The sequence below is a fragment of the Massilia sp. YIM B02769 genome (assembly GCF_030411995.1).
Lineage (GTDB): Bacteria > Pseudomonadota > Gammaproteobacteria > Burkholderiales > Burkholderiaceae_D > Telluria.
Genome location: NZ_JASNRC010000001.1, coordinates 171,720 through 187,695, shown reverse-complemented (window position 1 = coordinate 187,695; position 15,976 = coordinate 171,720). Strand labels below are relative to the sequence as shown.

The 15,976-nt window shown below is 62.4% G+C and carries 16 protein-coding genes and 1 pseudogene; 6 read left to right on the top strand and 11 right to left on the bottom strand.

Annotation, left to right across the window (positions count from 1 at the left end):
• Nucleotides 1–37 precede the first annotated feature (37 nt).
• From QPK31_RS00860 to QPK31_RS00835, 7 genes and pseudogenes are all read right to left on the bottom strand, one after another.
• Nucleotides 38–577, bottom strand: coding sequence for a GNAT family N-acetyltransferase (locus tag QPK31_RS00860; RefSeq protein ID WP_290421051.1), 540 nt, complete (start codon nt 575–577; stop codon nt 38–40).
• Nucleotides 577–1,704: an acyl-CoA dehydrogenase family protein gene (locus QPK31_RS00855; RefSeq protein WP_290421050.1), complete on the bottom strand. Its 1,128-nt coding sequence runs from the start codon at nt 1,702–1,704 to the stop codon at nt 577–579. The genes QPK31_RS00860 and QPK31_RS00855 overlap by 1 nt, the downstream gene beginning before the upstream one ends.
• 31 nt (nt 1,705–1,735) lie before the next feature.
• Nucleotides 1,736–2,404: an SDR family oxidoreductase gene (locus QPK31_RS00850; RefSeq protein ID WP_290421049.1), complete on the bottom strand. Its 669-nt coding sequence runs from the start codon at nt 2,402–2,404 to the stop codon at nt 1,736–1,738.
• A 270-nt stretch (nt 2,405–2,674) separates the two neighbouring features.
• Nucleotides 2,675–3,874: an acetyl-CoA C-acyltransferase gene (locus QPK31_RS26205; protein ID WP_374045776.1), complete on the bottom strand. Its 1,200-nt coding sequence runs from the start codon at nt 3,872–3,874 to the stop codon at nt 2,675–2,677.
• 48 nt (nt 3,875–3,922) lie between these two features.
• A pseudogene (gene aceK / locus QPK31_RS26200) lies at nt 3,923–5,695 on the bottom strand (bifunctional isocitrate dehydrogenase kinase/phosphatase); the annotation flags it as partial.
• A 307-nt stretch (nt 5,696–6,002) separates the two neighbouring features.
• On the bottom strand, nt 6,003–7,187 hold the full coding sequence (locus QPK31_RS00840; RefSeq protein ID WP_290421047.1) for an isovaleryl-CoA dehydrogenase: 1,185 nt from the start codon (nt 7,185–7,187) through the stop codon (nt 6,003–6,005).
• 114 nt (nt 7,188–7,301) lie between these two features.
• Entirely contained in the window at nt 7,302–7,736 is a 435-nt protein-coding gene (locus QPK31_RS00835) for a MerR family DNA-binding transcriptional regulator (RefSeq protein WP_290421046.1), read from the bottom strand.
• A 124-nt stretch (nt 7,737–7,860) separates the two neighbouring features.
• On the opposite strand from QPK31_RS00835, the gene QPK31_RS00830 reads away from it, so the two are divergent.
• The 3 genes from QPK31_RS00830 to QPK31_RS00820 all read left to right on the top strand — a co-directional run bounded on the left by QPK31_RS00830 (nt 7,861) and on the right by QPK31_RS00820 (nt 9,894).
• Nucleotides 7,861–8,913 carry an MBL fold metallo-hydrolase gene (locus QPK31_RS00830; protein WP_290421045.1) on the top strand — a complete coding sequence of 351 codons (1,053 nt, stop codon included), beginning with the start codon at nt 7,861–7,863 and terminating at the stop codon, nt 8,911–8,913.
• 275 nt (nt 8,914–9,188) lie between these two features.
• Complete coding sequence (locus QPK31_RS00825) at nt 9,189–9,602, top strand: hypothetical protein (RefSeq protein WP_290421044.1); 414 nt, start codon at nt 9,189–9,191, stop codon at nt 9,600–9,602.
• A gap of 118 nt (nt 9,603–9,720) precedes the next feature.
• Nucleotides 9,721–9,894: a hypothetical protein gene (locus QPK31_RS00820; RefSeq protein WP_229436401.1), complete on the top strand. Its 174-nt coding sequence runs from the start codon at nt 9,721–9,723 to the stop codon at nt 9,892–9,894.
• A gap of 21 nt (nt 9,895–9,915) precedes the next feature.
• Here the strand turns inward: QPK31_RS00820 and QPK31_RS00815 are convergent, their stop codons facing one another.
• Nucleotides 9,916–10,524 (bottom strand): UbiX family flavin prenyltransferase, encoded by a 609-nt coding sequence (locus tag QPK31_RS00815; RefSeq protein ID WP_290421043.1) that lies wholly within the window; start codon nt 10,522–10,524, stop codon nt 9,916–9,918.
• Entirely contained in the window at nt 10,524–10,835 is a 312-nt protein-coding gene (grxD, locus tag QPK31_RS00810; protein WP_229436404.1) for a Grx4 family monothiol glutaredoxin, read from the bottom strand. The genes QPK31_RS00815 and grxD overlap by 1 nt, the downstream gene beginning before the upstream one ends.
• A gap of 156 nt (nt 10,836–10,991) precedes the next feature.
• Between grxD and QPK31_RS00805 the strand changes: the two genes are divergently transcribed.
• Nucleotides 10,992–11,303 carry a hypothetical protein gene (locus QPK31_RS00805; protein WP_290421042.1) on the top strand — a complete coding sequence of 104 codons (312 nt, stop codon included), beginning with the start codon at nt 10,992–10,994 and terminating at the stop codon, nt 11,301–11,303.
• A 111-nt stretch (nt 11,304–11,414) separates the two neighbouring features.
• Here QPK31_RS00805 and QPK31_RS00800 read toward each other — a convergent pair whose 3' ends face one another.
• Both QPK31_RS00800 and QPK31_RS00795 read right to left on the bottom strand, forming a co-directional pair.
• Complete coding sequence (locus tag QPK31_RS00800) at nt 11,415–11,861, bottom strand: GNAT family N-acetyltransferase (RefSeq protein ID WP_290421041.1); 447 nt, start codon at nt 11,859–11,861, stop codon at nt 11,415–11,417.
• 3 nt (nt 11,862–11,864) lie between these two features.
• Nucleotides 11,865–14,222, bottom strand: a complete 2,358-nt coding sequence (locus QPK31_RS00795; RefSeq protein ID WP_290421040.1) for a Tex family protein — start codon at nt 14,220–14,222, stop codon at nt 11,865–11,867.
• Between the two features lie 194 nt (nt 14,223–14,416).
• Between QPK31_RS00795 and QPK31_RS00790 the strand changes: the two genes are divergently transcribed.
• Together QPK31_RS00790 and QPK31_RS00785 are read left to right on the top strand one after the other, a co-directional pair.
• Nucleotides 14,417–14,905: a hypothetical protein gene (locus tag QPK31_RS00790; RefSeq protein ID WP_290421039.1), complete on the top strand. Its 489-nt coding sequence runs from the start codon at nt 14,417–14,419 to the stop codon at nt 14,903–14,905.
• Nucleotides 14,906–15,226: 321 nt separating this feature from the next.
• Nucleotides 15,227–15,658 (top strand): hypothetical protein, encoded by a 432-nt coding sequence (locus QPK31_RS00785; RefSeq protein ID WP_290421038.1) that lies wholly within the window; start codon nt 15,227–15,229, stop codon nt 15,656–15,658.
• Nucleotides 15,659–15,976: the final 318 nt, after the last annotated feature.

The window sequence follows — 15,976 nt, the reverse complement described above, 5'->3', positions numbered from 1 at the left end:
AATAGAAACGATTTTTTTCGCTGTAGCCGGCAGTCCCTCAGCAGGCGCGTGTCATGAACACATAGCCGTGCCCTTCGCCATCGATGCGGAACAGGTCGGGAATCTCGCCCGTCTGCACGAAGCCGCTGCGCTCGTACAGGCGGCGCGCCGGCAGGTTGTTCGACAGGACTTCGAGATCGACCCAGGCCAGGCCTTGCGCGCCGGCCCAGGACAACGCGGTATCGAGCAGGCGCGCGCCCAGCCCTTGCCCGCGGTGGTCGCGGTGCACGCCCATGCCGAGCAGGCAGCGGTGCGCCGCCGTGCGCTCGGGCCGGGCGCGCAGGTCGATGTGGCCGCAGATGATGCCGCTGTCGTCGACCGCGATCCAGCCGCGCCGCCAGCCGGGCGCGTCCAGCGCATTCCCCAGGCCAATGACGAAGCCGGCGCGCTTGTCGAGCGGGAAGCAGGATTCGGCGCGCGGCATCGGCTGAAACAGCGGCGTGCCGTTGCGGCCGTTGTCGCCGAGGTGGTCGTCGAGATAGACGAACAGCGCCGGCAAGTCCTGCTGCGTGAGCGGGATGATCGCCGGCGCCGCCATCACAGCGCGCGCGCGATCAGGATTTTCTGGATGTCGCTCGTGCCTTCGTAGATCTGGCAGACGCGCACGTCGCGGTAGATGCGTTCGATCGGGAAGTCGGCCACGTAGCCGTAGCCGCCGAAAACCTGCATCGCATCCGATACCACGCGTTCCGCCATCTCGGAGGCGAACAGCTTGGCCATCGCCGCTTCCTTCAGGCAGGGCAAGCCGGCATCCTTCATCGAGGCCGCGTGCAGGATCAGCTGGCGCGCCGCCTCGATCTTCATCGCCATTTCCGACAGCTTGAATTGCACCGACTGGTGCTCGAAGATGGCCTTGCCGAAGCTGGTGCGCTCCTTGGCATATGCCAGCGCCGCTTCGAAGGCGGCGCGGGCCATGCCCACCGATTGCGAGGCGATGCCGATGCGCCCGCCCTCCAGGCCCGACAGCGCGATCTTGTAGCCCATGCCTTCTTCGCCGATCAGGTTCGCGGCCGGGATGCGGCAGTTCTCGAACACGATCTGCGCCGTGTCCGACGAGTGCTGGCCCATCTTGTGTTCGAGGCCGGCGACGATGTAGCCGGGGGTATTCGTCGGTACCCAGAAGGCGCTGATGCCCTTCTTGCCGGCGGCTTTGTCGGTGACCGCCATGACGATCGCCACGTCGCCGTGCTTGCCGCTGGTGATGAACTGCTTGGTGCCGTTGATGACGTATTCATCGCCGTCGCGCGTGGCCGTGGTGCGCAGGGCAGCGGCGTCGCTGCCGGTGTGCGGTTCGGTCAGGGCGAAGGCGCCCAGCATCTCGCCCTGGGCCAGCGGCACCAGCCACTGCTGCTTCTGTTCCTCGCTGGCGTACATCATGGCGATCGAGCACACCGGGCAGTTGTTGACCGAGATGATGGTCGAGGTGCCGCCGTCGCCGGCCGCGATCTCTTCCAGCACCAGCGCCAGCGACACGTAGTCGAGGCCCGCGCCGCCGTACTGTTCGGGCACGGCCACGCCAAAGGCGCCCAGTTGCGCCAGTTCCTTCAGTTCGGCTTTCGGGAAATAGTGTTCCTTGTCCCAGCGGGCGGCCTGCGGGGCCAGGCGCTCCTGCGCATAGCTGCGCAGGGCATCGCGGATCATCTGGTGTTCTTCGGTCAGGATCATGGTGTCTCGTGTGTGTTTTTATCGTGGCGGCTTACCAGGGGATGGGGTCGCCGTCGTGGTTCAGGAAGCTGCCGTTGTCGGCGTTCGTGGCCTTGGCCAGGGTGGCGCGCAGGTCGCGCACGCTGTGCTCGACCGTGATGGCCGCGCCTTCGCCGCCCATGTCGGTCTGGACCCAGCCGGGGTGGAAGGCGATGCAGGTGGCGCCTTGCGGGCCGTAGGTCAGTGCGGTGTCGGTCAGGACGGAATTGAGTGCGGCCTTGCTGGCGCGGTAGAGCGAGCCGCCGGCGTTTGTCCTCGAGCCGATCGAGCCCATGCGCGAGGACAGCACGCCGAGCTTGCCGCGCGTGTTGGCCACCAGTGGGGCGATAATCGGCAGCAGGCGCATCGCGGCCAGCACGTTGGTGTGCATCACGGCGTCGAAGTCCTGCTGGGTCGGGAAGCCGTCGTGGCGCGGGCCGTACAGGCCGGCGACCAGCCAGGCGGTGTCGATCTTTTCGTCGTCGAGCTTCCAGCCCAGGCCGGCGATGGCGTCGGGATCGGTGACGTCGAGCAGGTGCGGCTCGGCGCCGAGGCTGGCCAGGTCGTCGAGGTCTGCCTGCTTGCGGGCGGTGGCGATGACGCGCCAACCGTCAGCGCGGTATTGGCGAGCGAGTTCGTGGCCGATGCCGCGCGAGGCGCCGAGGATCAGAGCGGTTGGCATGGTGGTGTTCCTTCGTGTTGTGTTGCGGTGTTGAGGGGTACGCCGGTGGGTTCAAGAACCCACCCTACGCAGATTGGTAGGGTGGGTTCTTGAACCCACCGGTACGACGTATCCAAACAACCATCGTAACCGAAGACCCGAATCGTCACCGACCCGGGTCATCGGTCACCGACATCANTGGGTTTTCCACCCCACCGGTACGACGTATCCAAACAACCATCGTAACCGAAGACCCGAATCGTCACCGACCCGGGTCATCGGTCACCGACATCACACCATCTCGATCGCCATCGCCGTGGCTTCACCACCACCAATGCACAGCGACGCCACGCCGCGCTTGCCGCCGGTTTTCTTCAGCGCGCCCAGCAGGGTGACGACGATGCGTGCGCCCGAGGCGCCGATCGGGTGGCCCAGGGCGCAGGCGCCGCCGTGGATGTTGACCTTCTCGTGCGGGATGTCGAGGTCGCGCATGGCGGCCATCGGCACGGCGGCAAAGGCTTCGTTGATTTCGAACAGGTCGACGTCGCCCGGCATCCAGCCGGTCTTCTTGAACAGCTTGTGCATCGCGCCGATCGGGGCGGTGGTGAACAGGTTCGGTTCCTGGGCGTGGGTGGCGTGGCCGATCACGCGCGCGATCGGGCTCAGGCCGAGTTCCTTGGCCTTCGATTCGCGCATCATCACCAGCGCCGCGGCGCCGTCGTTGATCGACGAGGACGAGGCGGCGGTGACGGTGCCCTCTTTTTTGAACGCAGGCTTGAGCGACGGGATCTTGTCGATCTTCGCCTTCAGCGGGCCTTCGTCCTTTTCCACGACCAGTTCGCCGGTGCGGGTGGCCAGCGTGACCGGCGCGATTTCCCAGGCAAACGAGCCATCGTTGTTGGCGGCCTGCGCGCGCTTCACGGATTCGATGGCGAAGTTGTCCTGGTCTTCGCGGGTGAACTGGTAAGTCGCCACGCATTCTTCGGCAAAGGTGCCCATCGAGCGGCCTTCGCCGGTCTTTTCGTTGCGCGAGTAGGCGTCTTCCAGGCCGTCGAGCATCATATGGTCGAACATCGGCGCGTGGCCGATGCGGTAGCCGCCGCGCGCCTTCGGAATCAGATAAGGCGCGTTGGTCATCGATTCCATGCCGCCGGCCACCACGATGTCGGCGCTGCCGGCCACCAGCTGGTCGTGGGCGAAGATGGCGGCCTGCATGGCCGAGCCGCACATTTTCGACAGGGTGACGGCGCCGGTCGACAGCGGCAGGCCGGCCTTGATCAGCGCCTGGCGTGCAGGCGCCTGGCCCTGGCCCGCCATCAGGCAGTTACCGAAATAGACGTGCTCGACGACGTCCGGCGCGACGCCGGCGCGCTCGACTGCCGCCTTGATCGCCACCGCGCCGAGGTCGCTCGCCGACTTCGAGGAAAAATCGCCCTGGAAGCCACCCATCGGGGTACGGGCGGCGCCAACGATAACGACTGGATCATTCATTTTGTAAGGTCTCCAAAGAGATGGCGCTGGGTGCAATGACTGCTGCGCCGGTGGGGTGGTCTGGTGGAAGCGGATGTGCTGCGGATAAGGGAAGACGTCTTCCAGTTCGCTTTCGAGGATGCGGTCCTTGTGCGCCTGCCACCAGGCGCGCGTCAGGAGGTCCGCGTGATACTGCATGAAATGGTGGCGGATCTTCGCGTTTCCAAGCAGGAAACGGCTGAATTGTTCGGGAAAGACGTCGTGTTTTCCGATCGGGTACCAGGGCTCGGCCGACAGCTCGTCTTCTTCGTTGCGGGCCTGCGGGATGTCGCGGAACTGGCAATCGGTGAGGTACTCGATTTCGTCGTAATCGTAGAACACGACGCGATTCTGGCGCGTGACGCCGAAGTTTTTATACAGCATATCGCCAGGAAAGATGTTCGCCGCAACCAGGTCGCGGATGGCATTCCCGTATTCGACGACGCCGTGTGCGAGCCGGCTGTCGTCGCCTGCCGCTTGCGCATCGGTCAGGTAGATATTCAGCGGCACCATGCGCCGCTCGATGTAAAGGTGCTTGACGATGATGCGCTCGCCTTCGATCTCGACCAGCGAAGGGCAATGGCGCTGCAGCTCGGCCAGCAGCTCCTCGCCGAAGCGGTGCAATGGGAAAGCGACATCCGAATATTCCAGCGTGTCGGCCATGCGCCCGACGCGGTCGTGGTGCTTCACCAGCAGGTATTTTTCCTTTACCTGGGCGCGCGTGGTTTCCTTCGGCGGCGGATACCAGTCCTTGATCACCTTGAACACGTAGGGGAAGGACGGCAGCTCGAACACCAGCATCACCAGGCCGCGGATGCCGGGAGCGATGCGGAACCGGTCCGAGCTGTGCTTCAGGTGTTGCAGGTAATCCCGGTAGAACAGGGTCTTGCCCTGTTTTTGCAGGCCCAGGACGGTGTAGATCTCGCTGCGCGGTTTGCGCGGCAGCAGGCTGCGCAGGAATTGCACGGTGGCCGAGGGCACTTCCATGTCGACCTGGAAGTAGGCGCGTGTAAAGGAGAACAATAAAGCGATGTGGTCCGGGTCGGTGATGACCGTGTCGAGCACCAGTGCGCCGCGCTGGTCGTGCAGGATCGGGATCACGAAGGGGTACTCGCGCGCACCGTTGATGGCGCGGCCGACGAGGTAGGCGCCCTTGTTGCGGAAGAACGCGCTGGAGAGCACGTGGAACTGCAGGTTCGGTTCGGCCTGGTCGAGGCCGAAGTCTCGCACCATGCGCGCTTCCACCAGGCCGGTGTCGCGGTCGAGCGCGGCAAAGGGGCGCGCGAACTGGAAGTTGCCGACGATGCGCTTCAGGGCGAAGCGCAGGCCGTCCGCCGCCGGGTAGTAGACGCGGTAGGTCGGCAGCAGTTCTTCGGTCTCGATGTACTCGGTCGAGACCACCGGCCGCACGAAGATGTAATCATTGTGGTAATAGCGGCGGTGCAGGATCTGGCAGCTGACCGAGTTGAAGAAGGTTTCGGCCAGTTCCGGCTGCTTGTGTTCGGCGAGCAGGCCGATATAGTGCAGCTTGACCTCGCGCCAGACGCTGTCGGTCAAGTCGCCGGGCGCGTAGCGTTGCTCGAGCGCCTGCACGGCTTCCTGAACACGGCGGTCGTAGAAATCGATGCGCTCGCGCGCGGCCTGTTGGGCGGCGCCCCAGTCGGCCTGTTCGAACAGCCGGCGCGCCTGCTGGCTGGCGGCGCGGAACAGGCGGTAATGCTTGTCGAAGCCGTCGACGATGGCGCGCGCGATGTCGAATGCGATCTGGGAAGACAGCAATCTGGGGAACGTCACCTGGGTCATCGTTCGATTCGCGCGTGGGTCGGTTGAGCGGTAATTGTAGTGCGTTGCAGCGTGGGAGTGTTGGCGCCGAAAAAAGCCGATAGCCTCAACCGTACGGTGGGCACCCCGTGCCCACGCGGAAAGCGATGCTGTGTTGGCTCCGTTTGGATGTTGGGGCTTGCCTTGGCACACGGTATCCAAATGCATGCCACACAGTTCAAACAAGGCCAACATGATGCGACGTTCCGCGTGGGCACGGGGTGCCCACCGTACGTTCATCGCCGCGGACTTTCATGCTCCGCGGCGATATCGCAGTCAACCTGGCAAATTACGCCGTCTCGCCAAACAATTCACGCCCAATCAGCATGCGGCGGATCTCGCTGGTACCAGCGCCGATTTCGTAGAGCTTCGCATCGCGCCAGAGACGACCGACCGGATACTCGTTGATATAACCGTTGCCGCCCAGGGTCTGGATCGCTTCGCCCGCCATCCAGGTCGCCTTTTCGGCGCTGTACAAGATGGCGCCGGCGGCGTCCTTGCGCAGGGCGCGCACGGCAGCCGGGTTCTCGGCGCGGTCGCAGGCCTGGCCCACCGCATACACATAGGCGCGGCATGCCATCATGGTCGAATACATGTCGGCGATCTTGCCCTGCATGAGCTGGAACTCGCCGATGGCCTGGCCGAACTGCTTGCGCTCGTGGATATACGGCACGACCACGTCCATGCAGGCCGACATGATGCCCAGCGGACCGCCCGACAGCACGGTGCGCTCGAAGTCCAGGCCCGACATCAGCACGTTGACGCCCTTGCCCACGCCGCCCAGCACGTTTTCGACCGGCACTTCGCAGTCCTCGAACACCAGTTCGCCCGTGTGCGAGCCGCGCATGCCCAGCTTGTCGAGCTTTTGCGCGATCGAGAAGCCCTTGAAGCCCTTCTCGATCAGGAAGGCGGTCATGCCGCGCGGGCCGGCCTCGATGTCGGTCTTCGCGTAGACCACCAGGGTGTCGGCGTCGGGGCCGTTGGTGATCCACATCTTGGTGCCGTTCAGGACGTAGCGGTCGCCCTTCAGGTCGGCGCGCAGCTTCATGCTCACCACGTCGGAACCGGCGTTCGGCTCGGACATCGCCAGCGCCCCCACATGCTCGCCAGAGATCAGCTTCGGCAGGTATTTCTGTTTTTGCTCTTCGGTGCCGTTGCGCTTGATCTGGTTGACGCACAGGTTCGAGTGGGCGCCGTAGGACAGGCCGACCGAGGCCGAGGCGCGCGAGATTTCTTCCATCGCCACGATGTGGGCCAGGTAGCCCATGTTGGCGCCGCCGTATTCCTCGCTCACGGTAATGCCCAGCAGCCCGAGTTCGCCCATCTTCTTCCACAGGTCCATCGGGAACTGGTCGGTGCGGTCGATCTCGGCCGCGCGCGGCGCGATTTCGCTGGCCGCAAATTGTTGGACTGCTTCGCGCAGCGCGGCGATGTCTTCGCCATGGTCAAAGGTCAAGCCTGGAAGATGCAGCATGTCGTCCTCTCGGTGAGCGGGGGGTGTGAGTAAGCTTCCGGCATCATACTCGCGTGTGACGTTAACGTAAACGTCAAGTAGCAGACGCCTTGCGCCGTCATCCGGCGCGGTGATTCAGGCGGCGCTGCTGGCGCCGTGCAGCTCTTTTGGGGCCGCATCAAGCGAGTCTTCCTCGCCCAGCAAGCGCCGGCATTCCTCCTCGTGGGCGGAAATCTCCTCGAGCGCCATCTCGATATCCGCACGCTGCTGTTCCAGCGTCTCGCGCTGGTGCGCCAGCACGCCGAGGAAGCGGTTGATCTGTGCCACCGTGTCTTTCGGCGACTCGTACATGTCGACGATGCTCTTGATCTCCGACAGTGTCAGGCCCAGGCGCTTGCCGCGCAGGGTCAGTTTCAGGCGCGTGCGTTCGCGTGCGCTGTACACGCGGTTGCGTCCGCCCACGCCTTCGCGTTTCGGGCTGAGCAAGCCCTGGTCTTCGTAGAAACGGATGGCGCGCGCGGTGATGTCGAATTCGCGCGCCAGTTCGGCGATGGTATAGGTGGTGGCCATGAACAAAGCAGGTACAGGTAAGAGCTGGAGGAAACGGCTAGAATCGGTATCCGGGTTGCCGTTTACGTTAACGTCACCCATTGTAGCGCGCCCGCCTTGCATAGAATATGAAAGATTGCTGAACATGAATCCGCTCGAAGCCCAGCTCACCTATCCCTTTGCCGACGAACTGCCCGCCCTGGGCGCGGTGCGCGAGGTGGCGCCCGGCATCGGCTGGCTGCGCATGCCGCTGCCTTTTGCCCTCGACCACATCAACCTGTGGGTGCTGCGGGACGAGCGCGAAGGCCGCAAGGGCTGGAGCGTGATCGATTGCGGCGTGGCCACCGACGCCACCCGCGCCGCCTGGGAACAGGTGCTGGCCGGGCCGCTGGAGAATCAACCGGTCGTGCGCGTGATCGCCACCCACTGCCACCCGGACCACGTCGGCCTGTCGGGCTGGCTGTGCGAGCGCTTCAAGGCGCCGTTCTGGCTGACCGCCGGCGAATACGGCTTTGCGCGCATGATGTCGGCGGCCCTGCCGGGCGTCGACGGCCCGTCGGCGATTCCCCACTTCGAGCGCCATGGGCTGGCCGACCAGGCCATGCTGGAACAGATGCGCAGCCGCCGCAATTACTATCCTTCGCTGGTGCCGAGCGTACCCGAAGCCTACACGCGCCTGCAGGATGGCCAAAAGTTCACAATTGGCAATACGGCATGGCGCGTGATCATCGGCTTCGGCCACTCGCCGGAACATGCCTCCCTGTATTCGGAAGCGCTGAATGTGCTGGTCTCGGGCGACATGGTGTTGCCGCGTATTTCGACGAACGTGTCGGTGTTCGCCATCGAGCCGGAAGGCAACCCGCTGCAGCAATACCTGGACTCGCTCGACAAGTTCGCCGGCCTGCCCGACGACGTGCTGGTGCTGCCGTCGCACGGCAAGCCTTTCCGCGGTTTGCACACGCGCATTGCGCAATTGCGCCAGCACCATGTGGAGCGCCTGGACGAGGTGCTGGAAGCCTGCAAGACGCCCCGTAGCGCCGTGGATATCGTGCCGATCATGTTCCGGCGCCAGCTCGATGCCCACCAGCTCAGCTTTGCACTCGGCGAAGCACTCGCGCACCTGCACAAACTTTGGAATAATGGTATGTTGGAGCGTGTAACTGGCGCCGACGGCATCATTCGTTTTCGACTGATCTGAGCGGACTGAGCCGGATTCTTCGCGGGCTTCCCAGCCCGCCCGGCTTGAAGAGCGTCAATTGACTAGACGTGCGTGGCATTCACGCGACAAAACATTTGCACCAATGTTATTCACGGTGAATATGTAGATTCTGGCCGGAAATTTTGTGGCATGATGTCACAAAGTCGCTGTCCCCAATTCTCACATCTTTGTTACTTATCTGTCTGTAAACTGTCACAACTGGTCTGTAAGGACAAGAGACTGACATTTATGGTCCAGCATGAAATAGTGCCATCATGAATTCCACGAATGAACGGGAGAGCTTTAGCGAGCGTCTCCAACAGGCGCTGAAGAACGCCCACTACTCACCAGACAGCCCGACTCGACTGGCCCGTGAATTTAACATTCGCTTCGAGGGGCGACCCATCACCGTCCACGCCGCCCGCAAGTGGCTGGTAGGCGAAGCAATCCCCACGCAAGAAAAGCTGCGCATGATCGCGCAATGGCTCGGCGTGCCCGCCGACTGGCTGCGTTTCGGCGGTCCGGAAAGCCCTGGCGAACCCACCGACACCGGCGCCGCCGCGCGCTTCGAATCGGCCGACGTGAAACTGATCGCCGACCTGCAGCGCCTCGACGAACACCATCGCCAGCTGGCGCGCGAATTCATTCGTATGCTGGTCCGAGTCAACCACCAGCCCATGGCCAAGTAAGCCTAGTCCTTCCCTGCATTAGGTTTCCCGCTTACAAATTTTCTTCCGAATCGGGCAGTACAAACCGCTTCCGCTGGCGCATAATCGAACTCGTCACAGCCGAGGATCGTGCCTGCCCATGAAAAGCAATTATGTGAACACTGCCCAGCTGAAGGAACTGATGACGGCGCCGCCGATGAGCGCGGCCCGCCACGCCGAGGTGATGCGCAAGCGCATCGCCCAGCGCCGGATGCTGGAGGAAGCCAGGGAGTTGAAAAAGGCCGGTGACAGCGGCTACGGCAGCAAGCGCTAGGCGCTGCCTCTTATACCAGGCTTATCCGGCCTGCGCAGCGCCATCGGCCCCGCGCATGCCGGGCCAGCGTGCAGCCTGCGGGTTCTCGATGCCCAGCAAGTCCAGCACCCGGTCCAGGGTGTGGTCGACCATCTCTTCGATGCTCGCCGGCCGGTGGTAAAAGCTGGGCAGCGGCGGAAACACGATGCCGCCCATTTCGGTCACGGCCGTCATATTGCGCAGGTGCGCCAGGTTCAGCGGCGTTTCGCGCACCATCAGGATCAGGCGCCGGCGTTCCTTCAGGACCACGTCGGCCGCGCGCGCGACCAGGTTGTCCGCCAGGCCATGGGCCACGGCCGCCAGCGTCTTCATCGAACAGGGAGCAATCACCATGCCGTCGGTCTGGAACGAACCGCTGGCGATCGTTGCGCCGATCTCGCGGTTCTTGTGCACGACATGGGCCAGGGATTCGACGTCGCGCCGTTGCAGGCCGACTTCCTGGTGCAGGGTGAGCGAGGCGGCGTCGGACATCACCAGGTGGGTCTCGACGCCGGGCACGGCGCCGAGGCGCCCGAGCAGGCGCACGCCGTAGACCGCGCCGGTCGCGCCGGTGATGGCGACGATGATGCGACGCGGCCGGATTTGACTCATTACTTCTTGAACATCGCTTGCAGTTCGCCCGAATCGAACATCTCGTTCATGATGTCCGAGCCGCCGATGAACTCGCCGTTCACGTACAGCTGCGGAATGGTCGGCCAGTTCGAGTAGTCCTTGATGCCCTGGCGCACTTCCGGATCTTCCAGCACGTTGACGGTGGCGATGTTATCGACGCCGCAGGCTTTCAGGATCTGGATGGCGCGGCCCGAGAAGCCGCATTGCGGGAACTGCGCGGTGCCCTTCATGAACAGCACGACCGGGGTGTTGGTCACGGTGTCTTTGATCCAGGTTTGTACGTCGCTCATGTGATTCTGCCTTCGTAGGTAAATGGGTTGGATGGCGACATTCTATAAGAATTCCACTGTCGCGGTGCGGGCCGGGGCCGGCTTCGGGGCCGCTTGTTTCGATGGGGCGACAGCTTGCGGTATGATCGCCCGGATTTCACTTCTTCCTTCATGCTCATGCAACAACAACGTCCCTCCGCCGGGCCTTCGGCAGGCTTCAATTTCGTGCTGGCCGCGGTGCTCGGCTTCATCGGTGTGTTCGACCTCGTCAGCGGGGTGCGCGGCGATGGCCTGGGCGTGTTCCTGACCGGCCTGGCGCTGACTGTGTATGCCGCGGTGCTGCTGCACGATGCGCTGCACATCAAACGCACCGGCGTACCGGCCATGACGCGCCGGCGCATGAACACCATCGGCCTGGGCTGCCTGGCGCTGTATTTTGTCGGGATCCTGGTGAAGCGGGTGCCGGAGCTGGCGCAGTTTTTTGGGTGATGAACCGGCGGCCTGTGTAGGGTGGGTTCTCGAACCCACCGTTCACGGTTCGCATGCCGGCGGCGCTGTTTCGATGATCGAATGTGGAACAGGTGGATTCGAGAACCCACCCTACAAAACCTTGCCGAGGCAGACGGCATCCTCGCGCCCGACATACTTGCCGTAGTTCGGGATGACCCGGTACCCGTGCCGTTCGTAGAACGCCACTGCCCTGCCATTCACCTTGCGCGTCTCCAGCCAGACCGCGCGGTAGCCGAATCCTAGAGCCCGCCGTTCCAGCTCGCCCAGCAGCCGCACGCCCGCCCCGCTCCCGGGCCGCGCATACATCCGCTTTACTTCCGCCACGTCATCATCGATCGGCCGCAGCGCACCACAGCCGAGGGCATTGCCTGAAGCATCGCGCGCCAGCAGGAACACCGAACGCGCCCCGCGCACATCGTTCGCGTCGAACGACTGTGCACCGCTGTCGCCGCAAATGGCCGCCAGCGCCGCATCGAGTTCCGCGATCAGCCCGCGCGCTTCCATGGCGTCCGGATCGACAGGCGCGCAGTCCACCATCGCTTACTTCTTCAGCTTGGCGAATGCCGCCGCCATCGCATTGTTGCCAGCTGCCGGCGCCGTGCGTTCCTGGCGGTTCTGGTGCTGGGCCACGCGCTTGCGGTCGTCGCGGTCGCCGCGCTGCTGCGGCTGCGAACCGGCTGCCGGCGCGCTGTCCGACAGGCGCATGGTCAGGGCGATGCGCTTGCGTTTCGGATCGACTTCCAGCACCTTCACCTTCACCACCTGCCCGGCCTTGACCACCGTGTGCGGGTCCTTCACGAAGGTATTCGACAGCGCCGAGATGTGCACCAGCCCATCCTGGTGCACGCCGATGTCGACAAAGGCGCCGAACGCCGCCACGTTGGTGACCACGCCTTCCAGGATCATGTCCGGACGCAGGTCGCTGATCTCTTCCACGCCTTCCTTGAAGGTGGCGGTGGTGAACTCCGGACGCGGGTCGCGGCCCGGCTTTTCCAGTTCCTTCAGGATGTCGGTCACGGTCGGCACGCCGAATTTGTCATCCGCATATTTGGCCGGATTCAGGGTCTTGATCAGGGACGTATCGCCGATCACCGCCTTCATCTCGCGCCCGACGTCGCCCAGGATCTTCTGCACCACCGGATAAGACTCCGGGTGCACCGCCGATGCATCCAGCGGATTGTCGCCGCCGATCACGCGCAGGAAGCCCGCCGCCTGCTCGAAGGTCTTCTCGCCCAAGCGCGGCACCTTTTTCAGCGCCGCACGCGAGGCAAACGCGCCCTGCATGTCGCGGTAGCTGACGATGCTCTGCGCCACGCTCGACGACAAGCCCGAGACGCGCGCCAGCAGCGGCGCCGAGGCCGTGTTCACGTCCACACCCACCGCGTTCACACAATCCTCGACCACGGCATCCAGCGAGCGCGCCAACTGGGTCTGCGACACGTCGTGCTGGTACTGGCCGACGCCGATCGACTTCGGATCGATCTTGACCAGTTCGGCCAGCGGGTCTTGCAGGCGGCGCGCGATCGATACCGCGCCGCGGATCGACACGTCCAGGTCCGGCAGTTCGCGCGAGGCGAATTCGGAAGCCGAGTACACCGACGCGCCGGCTTCCGAGACCACGATCTTGGTCAGCTTGAGTTCCGGACGCGCCTTGATCAGGTCCTGCGCCAGCTTGTCGGTCTCGCGCGAGGCGGTGCCGTTGCCGATCGAGATCAGGGAAACATTGTGCTTGGCCGCCAGCTGGCCCAGCACGTGCAGCGAGCCGTCCCAGTCGTTGCGCGGCTGGTGCGGATAAATGGTGGCGGTATCGACCACCTTGCCGGTGGCGTCGACCACGGCCACCTTGACGCCGGTGCGCAGACCCGGGTCCAGGCCCATGGTGGCGCGCTGGCCGGCCGGCGCCGCCAGCAGCAGCGCTTTCAGGTTGCGTGCAAAGACGCCGATCGCATCGACCTCGGCCTTCTCGCGCAGGGCGCCCATGAGTTCCGTCTCGATGTACATGAAGCTCTTCACGCGCCAGGTCCAGCGCGCGGTGTCGAGCAGCCACTTGTCGGCCGGACGGCCCTGGCCCTTGATGCCGAAGCGCGCGGCGATGCGCGACTCGCACGGGTTGTGCGGTGCATCCCACTTCGGTTTCTCGGCTTCGGTGTCCAGGCGCAGGGTGACGTCGAGGATGCCTTCGCGGCGGCCGCGCATCAGGGCCAGCGCGCGGTGCGACGGCACATTCGCCAGCGGCTCGGAGTAATCGAAATAGTCGGCGAATTTTTCGCCTTCGTCCTGCTTGCCGTCGACCACCTTGGAATCGACCACACCGTGCTCCTGCACGTATTCGCGCAGCGATTGCAGCAAGGTCGCGTCTTCGGCGAAGCGCTCCATCAGGATCTGGCGCGCGCCGTCCAGGGCCGCCTTGGTATCGGGCACGCCCGGGTTGTTCACGCCGTCGGCATTGCTGAAGGCCTCGCGCAGGTATTGCGCCGCCACGTCTTCCGGGTTCTGCGAAGGATCGGCCAGGAGCGTATCGGCCAGCGGCGCCAGGCCGGCTTCCACCGCGATCTGGGCCTTGGTGCGGCGCTTCTGCTTGTACGGCAAATACAGGTCTTCGAGGCGGGTCTTGTCTTCGGCCAGCGCAATCGATTCCAGCAGGGCCGGCGTCATCTTGTTCTGTTCGGTGATCGACTCGATGATCGCCGCGCGCCGGTCTTCCAGCTCGCGCAGGTAGCGCAGGCGTTCTTCCAGCAGGCGCAACTGGATGTCGTCGAGGCCGCCGGTGGCTTCCTTGCGGTAGCGCGCGATGAAGGGAACGGTCGCGCCCTCGTCGAGCAGGGCGATGGCGGCGGCAACCTGGGCCGGCTTGGCGGCAAGTTCAGTGGCGAGGCGTTGTTCGATGGAGGGCAGCATGGTGCAGGAATCCGTGGGTCAGGCGGCAATGATACGCAAACGCAGGGAATGCGCCAGTCTTGACATGCAAGGGAAAGCCAAGCTGACATGCGTCCTGGTTTGGGAAGCTTGGCCTTGCAGTCATCGGTATGATATTGCTTTACTATTAATCCAAGTATCGGGACAATCGATGTACAGCGATTGTATTTGCTGAGGTGAAAAACCTGGAGCGACTTCATGAAAAAATCTTGCGGCAAATGCGGGGTCGGGAGCTTTTCATCGCGTTCAATATTCCGCGCCGGACTACTGGAAGCCAGTTTGCGATGCAAAGTATGTGGCGAGTGCTGGCGGGTGAGATTGCATACCAGTCTGCGTATGGCGTCGTTTCTATGGTTCATGCTGGCGTGCCTGCCGAGTACCTATCTTTCGGTCTTTCTATTCAACGTTTGGCCATTCTTCATCGCCTGGACGGTTTTTTTCGTCCTTCTGTTCCTGAGCACATGGCATGGATCGTTCGCAAAACGGTTCAGTCTGGATCGGCTGGCCAGATAGAGAGAACGAATCCCTCCTATGGATGTTTTTGTCAATCCGCCATAGTTGTTGCATTACTCAGCCGTTCATCCGTTATCCAAGGAACATTGAATGAAGTATCTGATCTTGCTCGGATTCGTGGGATGCCTGATAGTTCAAGGTTGCGGCAATGAAGCATGCTCCTGGCCTACCACGTCTTTTGACAGGGCAGAATAGGCTGCGATAGCGGAGCTTGACCAATCTGTCTTGCACGCGATCTGATCGCAACCACGCGCCTCGACAGAATAACCATGAAATAAATGTTAGACGTGCTCGGTAGACGACTGTTTGCAGTTTGGCGAACACTTTCCAACATCAAGACCGGTTGAAAACAATGTAATAGAATTACTGGCGAGCATTCATGAGTATGCCCTTATGTTCGACCACTTATCATTGCATTCCGATTGCTGATTATCCGTTTCTCAGATGCGATTCTAAAAATACCTAAATCTCTTATGCTCAAGCTCTTTTCGATTTTGTTTTTCGGCAGCGTTACCTATATTGGTGAGTCGCCTACCGACATCAACGCGGGAATCAATGATTTTCAGCTGCAGAGGCCGATTTCAGCAATTACCTCTAACGCTTCAATCCAGATTGATGTTACATCAATGCTACCAGCTTCAGAAATAACTATTCATGGATCGCGTGAATGGTTCAATAACCATTTCGCGAAAGGATGCGTCAAAGCGGTTTTGTACGCAAAAGGAAACCCTGTGCCAGCAGTCGTGTTGGACGAACAGGGCATAGGATATTCGTCCGGGGAAGTTAAACTTATCCTGTCCAATTCTTTAGCGATGCCGCTCAAACAAGAGTTCAGCAAGCTGACATTAACAAGTTGTAAACCTATGAGCAATGTTTCTGTTTCCTGGCAAAATTATCACTTGTAAAACGGCTTGGTAAATAGTGATTAGGTAAGTCGTGCCTGATTTTGAATGGCATCCGTTTAAGGAAAGACAACCGAATTTCCACCGAGATTACTTCTTTTTGTCTTGTAGGGTCTAAGGGCTCGTTTGGTTTTGATGATCGCTTTTACCGCCGCTGTCTGCTGATTGACCGCCAAGACGGTTCAGCCTTTTGCGCAGTTGGTTTCAACGATGGAAAGATCCATCAGCATCAGCCAACCGTCGCAGCAACAGGCAGAGCCTACCCTTCGCCGGCTGCGAAGAACCGCATCCCACAAGCGGTCCGGTTGAGCTTTTCCAAAC

Coding starts and splice junctions, on each gene's coding strand:
- QPK31_RS00840 (WP_290421047.1), bottom strand. CDS start 7,187: ATGCTGCATCTTCCAGGCTTGACCTTTGACCATGGCGAAGACATCGCC.
- QPK31_RS00795 (WP_290421040.1), bottom strand. CDS start 14,222: ATGCTGCCCTCCATCGAACAACGCCTCGCCACTGAACTTGCCGCCAAG.
- QPK31_RS00855 (WP_290421050.1), bottom strand. CDS start 1,704: ATGATCCTGACCGAAGAACACCAGATGATCCGCGATGCCCTGCGCAGC.
- QPK31_RS26205 (WP_374045776.1), bottom strand. CDS start 3,874: ATGAATGATCCAGTCGTTATCGTTGGCGCCGCCCGTACCCCGATGGGT.
- QPK31_RS00860 (WP_290421051.1), bottom strand. CDS start 577: ATGGCGGCGCCGGCGATCATCCCGCTCACGCAGCAGGACTTGCCGGCG.
- QPK31_RS00815 (WP_290421043.1), bottom strand. CDS start 10,524: ATGAGTCAAATCCGGCCGCGTCGCATCATCGTCGCCATCACCGGCGCG.
- QPK31_RS00805 (WP_290421042.1), top strand. CDS start 10,992: ATGCAACAACAACGTCCCTCCGCCGGGCCTTCGGCAGGCTTCAATTTC.
- QPK31_RS00820 (WP_229436401.1), top strand. CDS start 9,721: ATGAAAAGCAATTATGTGAACACTGCCCAGCTGAAGGAACTGATGACG.
- QPK31_RS00850 (WP_290421049.1), bottom strand. CDS start 2,404: ATGCCAACCGCTCTGATCCTCGGCGCCTCGCGCGGCATCGGCCACGAA.
- QPK31_RS00785 (WP_290421038.1), top strand. CDS start 15,227: ATGCTCAAGCTCTTTTCGATTTTGTTTTTCGGCAGCGTTACCTATATT.
- QPK31_RS00800 (WP_290421041.1), bottom strand. CDS start 11,861: ATGGTGGACTGCGCGCCTGTCGATCCGGACGCCATGGAAGCGCGCGGG.
- QPK31_RS00830 (WP_290421045.1), top strand. CDS start 7,861: ATGAATCCGCTCGAAGCCCAGCTCACCTATCCCTTTGCCGACGAACTG.
- grxD (WP_229436404.1), bottom strand. CDS start 10,835: ATGAGCGACGTACAAACCTGGATCAAAGACACCGTGACCAACACCCCG.
- QPK31_RS00825 (WP_290421044.1), top strand. CDS start 9,189: ATGAATTCCACGAATGAACGGGAGAGCTTTAGCGAGCGTCTCCAACAG.
- QPK31_RS00835 (WP_290421046.1), bottom strand. CDS start 7,736: ATGGCCACCACCTATACCATCGCCGAACTGGCGCGCGAATTCGACATC.